Origin of the sequence: Nocardia lasii (genome assembly GCF_042658545.1) — a bacterium.
GTDB lineage: Bacteria > Actinomycetota > Actinomycetes > Mycobacteriales > Mycobacteriaceae > Nocardia > Nocardia lasii.
In genome coordinates, this window is record NZ_JBHSQN010000008.1 from 117,176 (window position 1) to 131,364 (window position 14,189).

Annotated in this window: 13 protein-coding genes; 5 read left to right on the forward strand and 8 right to left on the reverse strand. The window is 68.1% G+C overall.

Annotation, left to right across the window (positions count from 1 at the left end; genetic code table 11):
• Positions 1–5: 5 nt before the first annotated feature.
• A complete protein-coding gene (gene katG, locus ACFP3H_RS13165; RefSeq protein WP_378604786.1) occupies positions 6–2,240 on the forward strand; it encodes a catalase/peroxidase HPI in 2,235 nt (744 codons plus the stop codon).
• 52 nt (positions 2,241–2,292) lie between these two features.
• Here katG and ACFP3H_RS13170 read toward each other — a convergent pair whose 3' ends face one another.
• Positions 2,293–2,661, reverse strand: a complete 369-nt coding sequence (locus tag ACFP3H_RS13170) for an Rv2175c family DNA-binding protein (RefSeq protein WP_378604738.1) — start codon at positions 2,659–2,661, stop codon at positions 2,293–2,295.
• A gap of 125 nt (positions 2,662–2,786) precedes the next feature.
• Here ACFP3H_RS13170 and pknB point away from each other — a divergent pair, with 125 nt between their 5' ends.
• Positions 2,787–4,697: a Stk1 family PASTA domain-containing Ser/Thr kinase gene (pknB, locus tag ACFP3H_RS13175; RefSeq protein WP_378604789.1), complete on the forward strand. Its 1,911-nt coding sequence runs from the start codon at positions 2,787–2,789 to the stop codon at positions 4,695–4,697.
• Positions 4,698–4,873: 176 nt separating this feature from the next.
• Here pknB and ACFP3H_RS13180 read toward each other — a convergent pair whose 3' ends face one another.
• The gene (locus tag ACFP3H_RS13180; protein ID WP_378604741.1) at positions 4,874–6,259 is read right to left on the reverse strand and encodes a class II 3-deoxy-7-phosphoheptulonate synthase; all 1,386 of its coding nucleotides are present in this window, start codon (positions 6,257–6,259) and stop codon (positions 4,874–4,876) included.
• A gap of 212 nt (positions 6,260–6,471) precedes the next feature.
• Between ACFP3H_RS13180 and ACFP3H_RS13185 the strand changes: the two genes are divergently transcribed.
• On the forward strand, positions 6,472–6,969 hold the full coding sequence (locus ACFP3H_RS13185; RefSeq protein WP_378604792.1) for a polyadenylate-specific 3'-exoribonuclease AS: 498 nt from the start codon (positions 6,472–6,474) through the stop codon (positions 6,967–6,969).
• 61 nt (positions 6,970–7,030) lie between these two features.
• Here ACFP3H_RS13185 and qcrB read toward each other — a convergent pair whose 3' ends face one another.
• From qcrB to ctaE, 4 genes are read right to left on the reverse strand one after another with little or no spacing between them, the layout of a single operon-like run.
• Positions 7,031–8,662, reverse strand: a complete 1,632-nt coding sequence (gene qcrB, locus ACFP3H_RS13190) for a cytochrome bc1 complex cytochrome b subunit (RefSeq protein WP_378604744.1) — start codon at positions 8,660–8,662, stop codon at positions 7,031–7,033.
• Positions 8,659–9,795, reverse strand: a complete 1,137-nt coding sequence (gene qcrA, locus ACFP3H_RS13195) for a cytochrome bc1 complex Rieske iron-sulfur subunit (RefSeq protein ID WP_378604747.1) — start codon at positions 9,793–9,795, stop codon at positions 8,659–8,661. The genes qcrB and qcrA overlap by 4 nt, the downstream gene beginning before the upstream one ends.
• Positions 9,792–10,667, reverse strand: coding sequence for a cytochrome bc1 complex diheme cytochrome c subunit (gene qcrC, locus ACFP3H_RS13200; protein WP_378604750.1), 876 nt, complete (start codon positions 10,665–10,667; stop codon positions 9,792–9,794). The genes qcrA and qcrC overlap by 4 nt, the downstream gene beginning before the upstream one ends.
• Before the next feature lie 59 nt (positions 10,668–10,726).
• A complete protein-coding gene (gene ctaE / locus ACFP3H_RS13205; protein WP_378604753.1) occupies positions 10,727–11,338 on the reverse strand; it encodes an aa3-type cytochrome oxidase subunit III in 612 nt (203 codons plus the stop codon).
• A gap of 180 nt (positions 11,339–11,518) precedes the next feature.
• Here ctaE and ACFP3H_RS13210 point away from each other — a divergent pair, with 180 nt between their 5' ends.
• Positions 11,519–11,935 carry a hypothetical protein gene (locus tag ACFP3H_RS13210; RefSeq protein ID WP_378604756.1) on the forward strand — a complete coding sequence of 139 codons (417 nt, stop codon included), beginning with the start codon at positions 11,519–11,521 and terminating at the stop codon, positions 11,933–11,935.
• A gap of 116 nt (positions 11,936–12,051) precedes the next feature.
• Positions 12,052–13,113, forward strand: a complete 1,062-nt coding sequence (trpD, locus tag ACFP3H_RS13215) for an anthranilate phosphoribosyltransferase (RefSeq protein WP_378604759.1) — start codon at positions 12,052–12,054, stop codon at positions 13,111–13,113.
• 5 nt (positions 13,114–13,118) lie between these two features.
• On the opposite strand, the gene ACFP3H_RS13220 is transcribed toward trpD, so the two are convergent.
• The gene (locus ACFP3H_RS13220) at positions 13,119–13,394 is read right to left on the reverse strand and encodes an Lrp/AsnC family transcriptional regulator (RefSeq protein WP_378604762.1); all 276 of its coding nucleotides are present in this window, start codon (positions 13,392–13,394) and stop codon (positions 13,119–13,121) included.
• 4 nt (positions 13,395–13,398) lie between these two features.
• Positions 13,399–13,950 carry a phosphoribosylanthranilate isomerase gene (locus ACFP3H_RS13225; RefSeq protein ID WP_378604765.1) on the reverse strand — a complete coding sequence of 184 codons (552 nt, stop codon included), beginning with the start codon at positions 13,948–13,950 and terminating at the stop codon, positions 13,399–13,401.
• Between the last annotated feature and the right edge of the window lie 239 nt (positions 13,951–14,189).

Genomic DNA, 14,189 nt, shown 5'->3' on the forward strand with positions numbered 1-14,189 from the left:
TGACAGTGCCCGACCACAGTCACAGCAATACCGACTTCAGCGACACCACCAGCGATGGATGTCCGATGCACAAGCCGGCCTTCAATCGACCCGAAGCGGTCGGTGGCGTGCCCGACTGGTGGCCGGGACAGCTCAATCTGAAACTGCTGCAACAGAATCCGCCCTCGATCGACCCGATGGGCGAGGATTTCGACTACGGCGCCGAATTCGACACCCTCGATCTCGAGGCGGTGCGCGCCGACCTGAACGCGCTGTTCGTGACCTCCCAGGACTGGTGGCCCGCCGACTTCGGCAACTACGCGCCGTTCTTCATCAGGATGGCCTGGCACGCCGCGGGCACCTACCGCACCGAGGACGGTCGCGGCGGCGCGGGCCACGCCATGCAGCGGTTCACCCCGCTCAACAGCTGGCCCGACAACGCCAACCTCGACAAGGCCCGCCGCCTGCTGTGGCCGATCAAGCAGAAGTACGGCCGGAAACTGTCCTGGGCGGACCTGATGGAGTTCACCGGCAACTGCGCGCTGGAATCCATGGGCTTCGAGACCATGGGCTTCGGCGGCGGCCGCGAGGACTGGTGGCAGGGCGACGACACCTGGTGGGGCCCCGAACGCGTGTGGATGGCGCCCAGTGAGCAGCGGCGCACGCACGGCCAGGAATTCGACCTGCCGCTCGCGGTGACACAGATGGGGTTGATCTACGTCAATCCCGAGGGCCCCAACGGCGTGCCCGACCCGGTCGCCTCGGCCGCCGACGTGCGCCAGACCTTCCGCCGGATGGCGATGAACGACATCGAGACCGCCGCGCTGATCGTGGGCGGGCACACCTTCGGCAAGTCCCACGGCGCGGGCCCGCAGGACAAGGTCGGCCCGCCGCCCGCGGCCGCACCGCTGGAACAGCAGGATCTGGGCTGGAAGAACTCCTACGGCACCGGCGTCGGCGCCGACACCACCTCGAGCGGACTCGAGGTCACCTGGACCCAGACCCCGACCCAGTGGGACAACACCTTCCTGGAGAACCTCTACGGCTACGACTGGGAGTCCTACGTCGGGGCCGGTGGGCTGTGGCAGTGGCGGCCCAAGAACCACGCGGGCGCCGACAGCGTGCCCTTCCCCGACGATCCCAACCGCCACCACCAGCCCAATATGCTCACCTCCGACATCGCGCTCAAGGTCGACCCGATGTACGAGCAGATCACCCGCCGCTGGCTGGCCAACCCGCAGGAACTGGCCGAGGAGTTCCGCAAGGCGTGGTTCAAGCTCATCCACCGCGACCTCGGCCCGCTGATTCGCTACCGCGGCTCGATGGTGCCCACCGAACCGCAGCTGTTCCAGGACCCGATCGAACCGGTCACCCACGACCTGGTCAGCGCCACCGACATCGACAACCTCAAGAAGGCGCTGCTCGCCTCGGGCCTGACCCCGCAGCAGCTGATCTACACCGCCTGGTCGGCGGCCTCGTGCTACCGCGACAGCGATATGCGCGGCGGTGCGAACGGCGGCCGGATCAGGCTGGCGCCGCAGCGCAACTGGGAACGCAACGAACCCGAGGACCTGCCCCGGATCATCTCCGCGATCGAACAGGTCCAGAAGGACTTCAACGACGCCCAGACCGGCACCGTCGCGGTGTCGTTCGCCGACCTGGTCGTGCTCGGCGGCGCGGCGGGCATCGAGGCGGCGGCGAAAGCGGCGGGGCACCAGGTGACGGTGCCGTTCACGCCCGGACGCGGCGACGCCGTCCAGCAGATGACCGAGATCGAGGCCTTCGACGCGCTGCTCGGCTTCGGCGACGGATTCCGCAACTTCGTCGAGAAGGGCGCGCCGTTGCAGCCGGAGTACCTGCTGCTGGACAAGGCGGCGCAGCTGACCTTGAGCGCGCCGGAGATGACGGTGCTGCTCGGCGGGTTCCGGGCGTTGAACGTCAACTACAAGCAGTCACCGCTGGGCGTGTTCACCAAGACCCCGGGTGCGCTCACCAACGACTTCTTCGTCAACCTGCTCGATATCAGCACCGAGTGGAAGCCGTCGGACTCCGATGACGGCACCTACCTCGGGGTCGACCGCCGCACCGGTGAGCAGCGGTGGACGGCCAGCCGCGTCGACCTGGCCTTCGGCTGGGACGCGCAACTGCGCGCCACCAGCGAGGTCTACGCGGCCGCCGACGGCACCTTGAAGTTCATCACCGACTTCGTCGCCGCGTGGGACAAGGTGATGAACCTGGACCGCTTCGACCTGCACCGCTGAGTTCGACCGACGCGCCCGGACCGACCCACGGTCCGGGCGTTGTCGTGTCCCCTCAGAAAGGTTCGGCGTGGGCGCGGCGGACCACCTCGCGGGCCAATTGGCCGTGCAGGGCGTCGACCGGGCGGCCGGGCAGCGTCGAGTCGTCGGTGAACAGCCAGGTGAGGATGTCCTCGTCGGTGTACTTGGCGTCGCGCATGACCGTGATGACGCCGGGCAGCATGCGGACGATCGCGTCCTCGGCGTCGAAGAAGCGCGACGGAATGCTCACGACGCCGCCGCGGCGGACCGCCAGGATCTGGTGGTCGCGCAGCAACTGGTGCACCGAGGTGACCGGGACGCCGAGTAGATCGGCGGCCTCGGGCAACGAGATGACGGTTTCGGTGTCGGGCAGCACGTCCTTGCTGCTGGGGAAGGCACTCACCCGCACAACGGTAATACGTGTCGGCGCACACGCGTCCTCTGGCATGCCGACACCGCCCGGTTACGATCGTGGTGGCCGCACCCGGCGGCCGGAGGAATGCCGGAGGACATCACTTGATCGGCCAGATGCTGGAAGGGCGCTATCGCATCGACGCGCCGATCGCTCGCGGCGGGATGTCGATGGTCTTCCGCGGAACCGACACCCGGCTCGATCGTCCCGTGGCGATCAAGGTGATGGACCCGAAATTCGCCGGTGACCCGCAGTTCCTGAGCCGTTTCGAGTTCGAGGCGCGGGCGGTGGCCAAGCTCAAGCACTCCTCGCTGGTCGCGGTCTACGACCAGGGCATCGACGGCGAATACCCGTTCCTGATCATGGAATTGGTCGAGGGCGGCACCCTGCGCGAACTGTTGCGCGAGCGCGGACCGATGCCGCCGCACGCCGTGCGCGCCGTGGCCGAACCGGTGTTGCGCGCGATCGGCACCGCCCACGACGCCGGGCTGGTGCACCGCGACGTGAAACCGGAGAACGTGCTGATCTCCGACGCCGGCGAGGTCAAGATCGCCGACTTCGGCCTGGTGCGCGCGGTCGCCGCCGCCAACACCACCTCCGCCAGCGTGATCCTGGGTACCGCCGCCTACCTGGCCCCCGAGCAGGTCACCACCGGCACCGCCGACGCCCGCAGCGACGTGTACGCCTTCGGCATCCTGATCTTCGAACTGCTCACCGGGCGGGTGCCGTTCACCGGCGACAACTCGCTGTCGGTGGCCTACCAGCGGGTCGAGAACGACGTGCCCGCGCCGAGCCAGTTCATCGGCGGGGTGCCCCCGGAGTTCGACGCGCTGGTCGCCAAAGCCACCTCGCGCGACCCCGCGCTGCGGTTCGCCGACGCCGACGAGATGGCGGCGCAACTCCAGTCGATCGCCCGGGACTTGAACCTGCCGCCGTATCGTGTTCCGGCGCCGCGGGATTCGGCCGAGCACCTCAGCGAGACCTACCGAACCGGCGCCGCGCATCACCCCGGTGATCGCCCCGCGACCCCGAATCCCGTTGCCGCACACCACTCCCCCGCGCCCGAACCGCAGCACACTCGGGTGGTCACCGCCCCGCGCCCGCGCCCGGAGGAGTACGCCGCCGCACCCGCGCCGGTTCTCGGCAGCGATCACGCGCGCCGCACCGGCGTGCTGTGGGTGAGCATCGTCACCGCGCTGACCCTGCTGGTCGGGATCGGCGGCTGGTGGCTCGGCGTCGGCCGCTACACCGCCGTGCCGCCGATCGCGGGCATGGGTTCCGAGCAGGCCGTCGCGGTGCTGCAGGAAGCCGGCTTCGAAACGGCGTTGCGGCAGAAGCCCTCCGACACGATCCCGATCGGCGGCGTGGTCGGCACCGAACCGTCCGCCGGGTCGCGGGTGACCAAGAGTTCCACGATCTCGGTGCTGATCTCGAGCGGCAAGCCCCGCGTGCCCGACATGGCCCCCGGCGACCAGATCAGCGACGTCAACGACGCCATCCGCGAGGCCGGCCTGCAACCGATCGACGCCGGCGAGGCCGCGAGCACCGCACCCAAGGGGTCCCTGGCGAAGGTCGAGCCCGGCCCCGGCACGATCCTGCCGATGAACGCGCAGGTGAAGGTCTACCGCAGCAAGGGTTCCCAGCCGGTCAATGTGCCCGACGTGCGCGGCAAGTCCACCGAGGACGCCACCGCCGCCCTGACCAAGGCCGGTCTGACCGTGCGCGAGACCCGCGTCCAGTTCGACAAGAACGTCGAGGGCGACAAGGCCATCGCCACCGACCCCGCCGTCGGCACCACCCTGCAATCCGGCGACACCGTCACCCTGATCGTCTCCAACGCGGTCAAGGTCCCCAACGTGATGGGTCAGTCCGTGGGCAGCGCCCGCGCCAAACTGCAACAGCTCGGCCTGCAGGTGGAGGTCAAATCCCTCACCGACTCCGACAGTTCGCTGGTCATCGGCCAGGTTCCGGGCATCAACTCCAACGTCGAAGCGGGCAGCACCGTCACCCTCACCGCCCTGCCGTAACCCGTTCGGACAGTTGAGCACCTCGCCACCGGGGCGAGGTGCTCGTGCACCATGCGCGCACCATACTGGTGGCATATTCGTGCGACCGAGCGCCGCCGACGCCAGGAACCAGCCGTGTCAGCGCCTCCCCGCACGTTTATGCCACCTCAACCGGATCACCGGACCCGGTCCCTGGCTCAGCGCAGCATCTCCGCCACCAGGAACGACAGCTCCAGCGACTGCTGGGTGTTCAGGCGCGGGTCGCAGGCCGTCTCGTACCGGTCCTCGAGGTCCAGGTCGGAGATGTCCTGGGCGCCGCCGAGGCATTCGGTGACGTTCTCGCCGGTCAGCTCGATGTGCAGGCCGCCCGGGTGGGTGCCCAGGGCGTGATGGACCTCGAAGAAGCCCTGGACCTCGTCGACGATGCGGTCGAAGTGGCGGGTCTTGAAACCGGTGGACGACTCGTGGGTGTTGCCGTGCATGGGGTCGCACTGCCAGATCACCTGGTGGCCGGTGGCCTGCACCTTCTCGATGATGGGCGGCAGCACCTCGCGGACCTTGCCGTTGCCCATGCGGGCGACCAGGGTGAGTCGGCCGGGCTCGTTGTTCGGGTCGAGGCGCTCGACGTACTCCACGGCCTGATCCGGCGTGGTGGTCGGCCCGATCTTGAGGCCGATCGGGTTGGCCAGCAGTTCGGCCAGGGCGATGTGGGCGCCGTCGAGCTGACGGGTGCGCTCGCCGATCCACAGGAAGTGCGCCGACAGGTCGTAGAGCAGCGGCTCGCCGGTCTCGGACTCGCTCAGTCGCAGCATGGCGCGCTCGTAGTCGAGCACCAGCGCCTCGTGCGAGGCGTAGATGCGGGCGGTCTTGAGGCTCGGGTCGTTGACCTGACAGGCCGCCATGAAGCGCAGGCCCTTGTCGATCTCCTCGGCCAGCGTCTCGTAGCGCGCGCCTGCGGGCGACTGGGCGACGAAGTCGCGGTTCCAGTCGTGCAGGCGGTGCAGGTCGGCGGTGCCCGCGCTGGTCAGCGCGCGGACCAGGTTCATCGCGGCGCTGGCGTTGGCGTAGGCGCGGACCAGGCGCGCCGGGTCGTGGCGGCGCAGGGCCTCGTCGGCGACGATGGAGTTCACCATGTCACCGCGGTAGGACTTCAGGCCCAGGGCGTCGGTGTCGGACGAGCGCGGCTTGGCGTACTGGCCCGCGATCCGGGCCACCTTCACCACCGGCATGCTCGCGCCGTAGGTGAGCACCACGGCCATCTGGAGCAGGGTGCGGATATTGCCGCGGATGTGGGGTTCGGTGTTGTCGGCGAAGGTCTCCGCGCAGTCACCGCCCTGCATGAGGAACGCCTCGCCGCGGGCCACCGCCGCCAGCTGCGTCTTGAGGTCCTCGACCTCGGCGGGCAGGCAGATCGGCGGCACACTCTCGAGCACCGTGCGCATGGTGGCGGCCTCGTCGGCGTCCCAGGACGGCTGCTGCAGGGCGGGCCTGGCCAGAGCGGCATCGAGGCGGCTGCGCAACTCCGAGGGCAGCGGCGGCAGTTCCGGCAGGCGGTCAATGGGTACGTCGACGGTCCAGGTCACCAGCTAAGAATACGTACCCGCGTTCGACGTGGTGCGCGGTAGGGTGCGAAGACACCCCGCGCGAAGTACCGCCTGACGTGCGCGTGGTTCACCCACCCGTGCGAAGACGGCGCGAGGACACTGCATAGGGTTTCGGCAACCCACCGTGGGCCAGCGCCGACCGTCACCCCCGACGTCCCCGCGCGCCCCACCGGCACGAAGAGGCGATTTCCCTGCGATATTTCTACGACTCCGAATTCGTTGAGAATGGCGTGACGATCGATCTGATCTCGATCGGCGTCGTGTGTGAGGACGGGCGCGAATACTATGCCGTCTCCACCGAATTCGACGCGGCGAAGGCGGGGCCGTGGGTCCGTAAGCACGTGCTGCCCAAGCTACCGCCCGCCGGGTCGCCGCTGTATCGCACCCGGGAGCAGATCCGCGACGACCTGTTCAAGTTCTTCCTGCCCCGACCCGGGGTGGTGCCGGAGCTGTGGGCGTGGGTCGGCGCCTACGACCATGTGGCGCTGTGCCAGCTGTGGGGTGACATGACCGCGCTGCCCAAGGGCATGCCGCGCTACACCAACGAGCTGCGCCAGCACTGGGCGGTCAACGGCAGCCCGGCCCTGCCGCCCATCCCCGACGACGCGCACGACGCCCTCGCCGACGCCCGGCACAACCTGGCCAAGTTCGAGGCCATCGAAACCTATCGCCGCAGCCCGCGCCTGTAACCGAAAAACTCAGGCCCCGAGTCGACTTCGACTCGGGGCCTGACGTTTTCACGAGGAACGGTCAGTGACCGAACGGCTCGCTGCTGTTGGCGATCGCCTGCTGCTCGGCGAGAGCGGTGAGCATCTTGTGCTCGTCGTTCTCCTCGATCTCGGCCCAGGTCTCGCCCTCGGCCTTCGGATCGGCCCGCAGGAAGCTACCGGTGCCCGGCTTGCCCGCCGCACCCAGCTTGTTCATCTTCTTGGGCACCGGGGCACCCTCGTAATCCAGCGGGATGGCGTGGCCGTGCGAGTCGACACCACCCAGCGGCTGGTGGATCTCGATGTACTCACCGTGCGGCAGACGCTTGATCACGCCGGTCTCGATGCCGTGCTCGAGCACCGCCCGGTCACTGCGCTGCAGACCGATGCAGAACCGGTAGGTGACGAAGTACGCCAGCGGCGGGATCAGCAGCACGCCGATTCGACCGATCCAGGTGGTCGCGTTCAACGAGATGTCGAACTTCAGCGCGATGATGTCGTTGACACACGACAGCGTGAGGATCACGTAGAACGAGATCGCCATGGCGCCGATCGCGGTACGCACCGGCACGTCGCGCGGACGCTGCAGCAGGTTGTGATGCGCGGTGGTGTCGCCGGTGAGGCGCTTCTCGATCCACGGGTAGGCGATCAGCAGGGTGAACACCAGGCCCATGACCAGCGCGACCCAGAACACCGCCGGGATCGTGTAGTTGCCGATGTAGATCTCCCACGGCGGCATCAGACGCGCCATGCCGTCGGTCCACATCATGTAGAAGTCGGGCTGTGAACCCGCCGACACCTGAGAGGGGTTGTACGGACCGAGGTTCCAGATCGGGTTGATCTGGAGCAGACCACCCATCAGGCCCACGATGCCGAGGGTGAAGGCGAAGAACGCGCCCTGATCGGCGGCGAACACCGGGATGATGCGCGCGCCGACGACGTTGTTCTCGGTGCGGGCCGGTCCGGGGAACTGCGTGTGCTTCTGGTACCAGACCAGCGCCACGTGCGCGCCGATCAGCGCCAGGATGATGCCGGGCAGCAGCAGCACGTGCGCCACGTACAGGCGCGGGATGATGATGTCGCCGGGGAAGTCGCCGCCGAACATCAGCCAGTGCAGCCAGGTACCGACGACCGGGACACCGATGGTGATACCCGAGAAGGCGGCGCGAAGACCGGTGCCCGAGAGCAGATCGTCGGGCAGCGAGTAGCCGAAGAAGCCTTCGAACATCGCCAGGATCAGCAGCAGCGAGCCGATCACCCAGTTCGCCTCACGCGGCTTGCGGAACGCGCCGGTGAAGAAGATGCGGAACAGGTGGATGATGATCGACGCCGCGAACAGCAGGGCCGCCCAGTGGTGGATCTGTCGAACGAACAGACCGCCGCGCACCTCGAAGGAGATGTTGAGCGCGGTCTCGTACGCCCGCGACATGCCCACACCGCGCAGCGGCTGGTAGGCGCCGTCGTAGACAACGTGCGCCATCGACGGGTCGAAGAACAGCGTCAGGTACACACCCGACAGCAGCAGGATGATGAACGCGTAGAGCGCGATCTCACCCAGCAGGAACGACCAGTGGGTCGGGAAGACCTTGTTGATCGACCGCTTCACGAACGCCGCGGCGCGATACCGCTCGTCCATCTCGTTGGCCTGATTGGCGGCCACGTTTGCCACGCTCATGAACGACGCTCCCAGAAGGCCGGGCCGAGCGGCTCGATGAAGTCGCCGTTGGCGACCAGGAAGCCCTCGGAGTTGACGGTGATCGGCAGCTGAGGCAGCGCGCGGGCGGCAGGACCGAAGATCGGCTTACCCCACTCGGTCGCCAGGAACTGCGACTGGTGGCACGGGCACAGGATTCGGTTGGTCTGCTGCTCGAACAGCGAAGTGGGGCAGCCGAGATGGGTGCAGATCTTCGAGTAGGCGAAGTAATCGCCGAAGTTGAAGCTCTCCTGGCCCTTGCGCTTGATCGCCTTCTCGGCGTCCTCGGTGCGCAGACGGATCAGCATCACGGCGTTACGGATACCACGCAGCGACTGCAGCGTCTCGTGGGAATCGCCGCGCCACTTCTCTTTCCAGGGGAACACGGTTTCCATGCCACCGGCGTCGAGGTCCTCGGGACGCACGAGCACGATGTCCTCCGGGCGACCGGTGTCGCGACGGATGTAGATGGTCTCGCCCGGGTAGTCCGGGGTCCAGCCCGAGACCCACAGCGGCGACTTGTCGCCCTTGGCCCACGGGTTCTTGACCATGCCGCCGATGAACACCAGCGCCGAACCGATACCGAGCACGCCGACACCGGCGCCCGCGGTACCGAGCATCATCTTGCGACGACCCAGGGTGGAGGTCTCGAGCGCGTCCTGCAGCTCGGCCGCCAGGGTGCGCCGCTCGACCTCGGGCGAAGGCCCGTCGTGGCGCTGCTGGATGGAGATCTCGGCCGGGATGAACTTCTTGCGGATCAGCACGACCGCGATACCGATGACCAGCACCGAGATACCGAAGGTCAGGCCGATCAGCGGGGTGAACAGCGAGTACGCGGTCTCACCCGGGTCGCCGTTGCCCTTCCACTCCCATGGCCAGAACAGGTAGACGCCGATCAGGGCGGCGGCGGCGAGGCCGGAGATGGCGAACCAGAACGTGACCTCACGCTCGGCCCGCTTCTCGGCCCTGGTGCCGGGCACCGGCCACCGCTCGTTGCGGTAGACCACATCGACGTCGTCGCGCTTGGTGCCGAGCTCGGCGAGCTCGGCGGTCGACAGCGCGTCCAGTTCGTCTTCGGTGGGTTCGCGACCCATGTCGCTGTGCTCCTTACTCATGACCGGGATCCGATCCACATAGCCGCCCCGACCACGGCGGTGATGCCGATGACCCAGATGGCGAGACCTTCGGTGGCCGGACCGAAACCGCCGAGACCCCAGCCGCCGGGGGCCTTCTCCTCGGCGGAGTTCTTGACGTAGGCGACGATGTCGCGCTTCTCCTCCGGCGTCAGCTGCCGGTCGGAGAACTTGGGCATGTTCTGCGGGCCGGTGAGCATCGCGTTGTAGATCTGCGCCTCGTTGGCCGGCTCGAGCGGCGGGGCGAACTTGCCGCTGGAGAGGGCACCGCCACGACCGGTGAAGTTGTGGCAGGAGGCGCAGTTCATGCGGAACAGCTCCGAACCGCGCGCGATGTCGGCGCCGCGCAGCGACTCCTGGGCGACCTCGCCGTTGGCGTCACGGATCACCGAGGGGCCACCGCCGTTGGCGGCGACGTAGGCGCCGAGCGCGTCGGTCTGGTGCGCGTCGAACTTCTCCGGCTTGCGCAGGGCCTGGGCGCTGTTGGCGGCCATCGGCATACGACCGGAGGACACCTGGAAGTAGACGGCGGCCTCGCCGACACCGATCAGGCTGGGACCACGGTCGATCACGCCCTGCAGGTTCGCGCCGTGGCACGTGATGCAGGAGGTGTCGTAGAGCTGCTTGCCCTCGCGGATGAGCGCGGACTGGTCCTCGTGCGCGGTGGCGACCTGCGGCTGCGGGGTGAGCGCGGCAGCCAGGAAGCCGGCTCCGACCAAGCCGATCATCAGCGCGAGCGCACCCGCGATACGACGGCGGGCGCGACGCTGTTTACGGGCCTGCTTTGACGCCTGAGCGGCCTGCCCGCTGCCGGGGCCGGCGGGCTCTGGAGCCGACGGGGGCGATGAACTCATCTGTGTCCCTTTGGAGTAGACGGAACCGACTTGTGCAAATGCTGGGGGTGCGCCGCGCGCTAGCGGACGAAGTAGATCGTGGCGAACAGCCCGATCCAGACGATGTCGACGAAGTGCCAGTAGTACGACACCACGATCGCGGCGGTGGCCTGGGCGGGCGTGAACTTGCTCAGCGTGGTGCGGATGAGCAGGAACACGAACGCGATCAGACCGCCGATCACGTGCAGACCGTGGAAACCGGTGGTGATGTAGAAAACCGAGCCGTAGGAGCTACCGGCGATCGTGGTTCCCTCATGCACCAGGTGGTAGTACTCGTAGCCCTGGCCGAACACGAAGATGGCGCCCATCACCAGGGTGAGGGTGTACCAGCGGCGCAGGCCGAACACGTCGCCCTTCTCCGCCGCGAACACGCCCATCTGGCAGGTGAACGACGACAAGATCAGCACGGTCGTCACCGGGATGGCGAGCGCCAAGTTCAGCTCGGTCGGCTCCGGGGGCCAGTCGCCGTGCGCCTGCGCGCGCGCAACGAAATACATGGCGAAGAGGCCGGCGAAGAACATCAACTCGCTCGACAGCCAGATGATGGTTCCGACGCTGACCATGTTGGGCCGGTTCAGCGAATGCACACGCTGAGTAATGGCCGATCCTGGGGTGCCTACTGCGGTCGTCACCGGGTAAGTATGACTCTTCGTAGTACGACACATGTACCCGGGTACGAAAGTTTGTGCCGCGAGTCGGAAAACCCACGCACAGAGGGGGTCTACGCCCCCTTCCGGCGTGTTGGCGCGGGCCCGTGGGAACACTCATTGTGTCAGCGTTGGATGTGGATAACCTGAGACGAAGGAGGCGACATGGTCGTGGTGCGGATGTGGCGGCGCCTGTTCGGCGGATCGGCGCAGGCGTTGGACCCCGCGCGCGAGGACCTGGTGGTGGTCGCGTCGAGTTTCGATGACGCCGAGGCCTGTTCGACGGCGCTGGACCGGGCGAGCGAGCTGGACCGGGAGGCCGAGGCGGTATTGCGCCACCATCTGCGCCTGCCCGCCGAGCAGGTCGAGGCGGCGTGCGAGATCGCCGGCTACGACGGATACGAGCGGGCCGAGGGCGATGTTGCGTCCGACGAGCTGGTGTCGATCATCTTGCGGCGGGTGCAACGACTCGATCCGCTGACCTGTTCTCAGGAGCGGTCGCGGATGGCCGGACTCGCCCAGCGGCACGACGGGGTGGCGGATGGCTGGGACGCCATGCAGCCCCCGCGACCTGCCCCTTAAGCTAGCTCTATTTCGACACTCAGATGCGAATTAGAGTTGCGAAATCAGAGGTAGGGAACGCCGGTGCGTCCGATCAGAGTTCACGCAGCGGTGTCGTCGAAGGAGAAGTAGAGCGAATGAGCGTGCGCAGCTGGCCCCAGGTGCTCGGAACCCTCGCCGACGGTGGCGACCTGGCCGCGGACGACACCACCTGGGTGATCGACGAGATCTTCACCGACAACGCCACCGCCGCCCAGATCGCGGCCTTCGGCGTCGCCATGAAGATCAAGGGCCCCACCCCGACCGAACTCGCGGGCATGGTGGCCGGGATGCTCGGGCACGCGCGCCTGGTCACCATCGACGGTGACGCGGTGGACGTGGTCGGCACCGGCGGTGACCGCTCGGGCTCGGTGAACATCTCCACCATGTCCTCGGTGGTCGTGGCCTCGGCCGGGGTGCCGGTGGTCAAGCACGGCAACCGGGCGGCCTCCTCGAAATCCGGCGGCGCCGACGTGCTCGAGGCACTCGGCGTGAACCTGGCACTCGGGCCCGAGTCGGTGGCGCGGTCGGTGCGCGAGACCGGGATCGGGTTCTGCTTCGCGCCGCTGTTCCACGCCGGACTGCGGTTCGCCGGGGCGGCGCGCAAAGAGATCGGCATTCCGACCGTGTTCAACGTGCTGGGGCCGCTGACGAATCCGGCGCAGCCGCGCGCCGGGCTGGTCGGGTGCGCGTTCGCCGACCTCGCGCCCGTGATCGCGGGAGTGTTCGCCGCGCGCGGGTCCAGCGCGCTGGTGGTGCGCGGTCGCGACGGCCTCGACGAGATCACCACCTCCGACCTCACCGATGTGTGGGTCGTCAACGGCGGCAAGATTCGCCAGACCGTGCTCGACCCCACGCGCCTCGGCATCGCCCGGGTGGACCTGGACGCGCTGCGCGGCGGCGACGCCGAGGTCAACGCGCGGATCGCGCGCGAGGTGTTCGCCGGGACACCGGGGCCCGTGCGCGACGCGGTGCTGCTGAACTCGGCCGCGGCGATCGTGGCCTACGACCTGTCGCGCGGCATCGGCGACGTCGACTCGGATCTGGACGCGGCCCTGGCCGGCGGGCTCGAGCGCGCCGCCGCCGCGATCGACAGCGGCGCGGCGGCCAAGCTGCTCGCGAGCTGGGCCGAACTCACCCAGGTCCTCGACGAACGCTGAAAGCCCTACTCCCCCAGGGAGAATCCGGCTTCGACATCGTGGCTGGAATAGGACTTGAAGGCGATGTGGGTGGTGGTGCGCACCACCCCGTCCACCTTGTCGATCCCCGCGGTGACCACCTCGGCGATGCGCGCGTGGTCGCGCACCCGCACGATGGCGATCAGGTCCACGTCACCCGCGCAGGAGTAGACCTCGGCGACGCCGTCGGTGTCGGCCAGGGCCTGCGCGGTTTCGGGGATGCGAGAGTTCTGCGCCTGGATCATCACGATCGCGGTAATCATGGGATCACTGTAGGACGTCGGGCCGCTCGGTGGCCGCTTTGAACCGTCGCATCAGGTCATAGCTCTTCACCCCCGGCGCCGATTCCACCGAACTGGACACGTCCACACCGTAGGGGTGGTGGCGGTCGATCACCGCGGCGACATTGTCGTGATCGAGACCGCCCGCCAGCACCACCCGACCCGGCTGGGCACGCACCCAGTCCGGGAACTCCTCGAACACACCCGAACCCGCGCTGGCGTCGTAGAAGAAGTATTCGCTGGTCTGCTCGGGTTCCGGCGGGGTGGCGGAGCAGAAGGCGAGGTTGGGCAGGTCGGTCCACTGATAAAGCTGGACGATGTCGAACGCGTCGGCCACCTCGGCGACCTCGTCCGCTTCGAGGGCGACCGCGAAGGTGGCGATGCGGCCGCGCGCGTAGTCGGCGAGAGCGCGGGCCTGGTCGGGGGTGCGGTAGCGCTTGCTCTTGCGGGTCACCATGACGCCGATGGCCGAGTAGCCGAGCTCGATCGCCCAGTCGATCTGTTGCTGGGTGGTCAGGCCACACACCTTCACGAACATCGCGGTTTTACTCCTTATCGGTGCGGCGGGGGTCTTGATTCATGATCCAGGATGAGGTGGTGGTCGGGGTCAGTGGAGGGAGTCGGTGTGCGCCCGGGGTGGGTGGACTGGAGCGGAGTCGGTGTGCGGCTGGTGGGGTGGACTGGACCGGAGTTCGGCGGTCCCAGGGGGTGCGCAAGCTGTGTTTTTGGAGCGCTGGCGCGCTCGAGCGCGGCCCCTGTGGGGGCGCGAGTTAGCAC

Bases quoted from the DNA above. Each gene is read 5' to 3' on its own strand.
- qcrC (WP_378604750.1), bottom strand. From the start codon at position 10,667: ATGAGTTCATCGCCCCCGTCGGCTCCAGAGCCCGCCGGCCCCGGCAGC.
- trpD (WP_378604759.1), top strand. From the start codon at position 12,052: ATGAGCGTGCGCAGCTGGCCCCAGGTGCTCGGAACCCTCGCCGACGGT.
- qcrA (WP_378604747.1), bottom strand. From the start codon at position 9,795: ATGAGTAAGGAGCACAGCGACATGGGTCGCGAACCCACCGAAGACGAA.
- ACFP3H_RS13225 (WP_378604765.1), bottom strand. From the start codon at position 13,950: ATGTTCGTGAAGGTGTGTGGCCTGACCACCCAGCAACAGATCGACTGG.
- qcrB (WP_378604744.1), bottom strand. From the start codon at position 8,662: ATGAGCGTGGCAAACGTGGCCGCCAATCAGGCCAACGAGATGGACGAG.
- ACFP3H_RS13220 (WP_378604762.1), bottom strand. From the start codon at position 13,394: ATGATTACCGCGATCGTGATGATCCAGGCGCAGAACTCTCGCATCCCC.
- ACFP3H_RS13210 (WP_378604756.1), top strand. From the start codon at position 11,519: ATGGTCGTGGTGCGGATGTGGCGGCGCCTGTTCGGCGGATCGGCGCAG.
- pknB (WP_378604789.1), top strand. From the start codon at position 2,787: ATGCTGGAAGGGCGCTATCGCATCGACGCGCCGATCGCTCGCGGCGGG.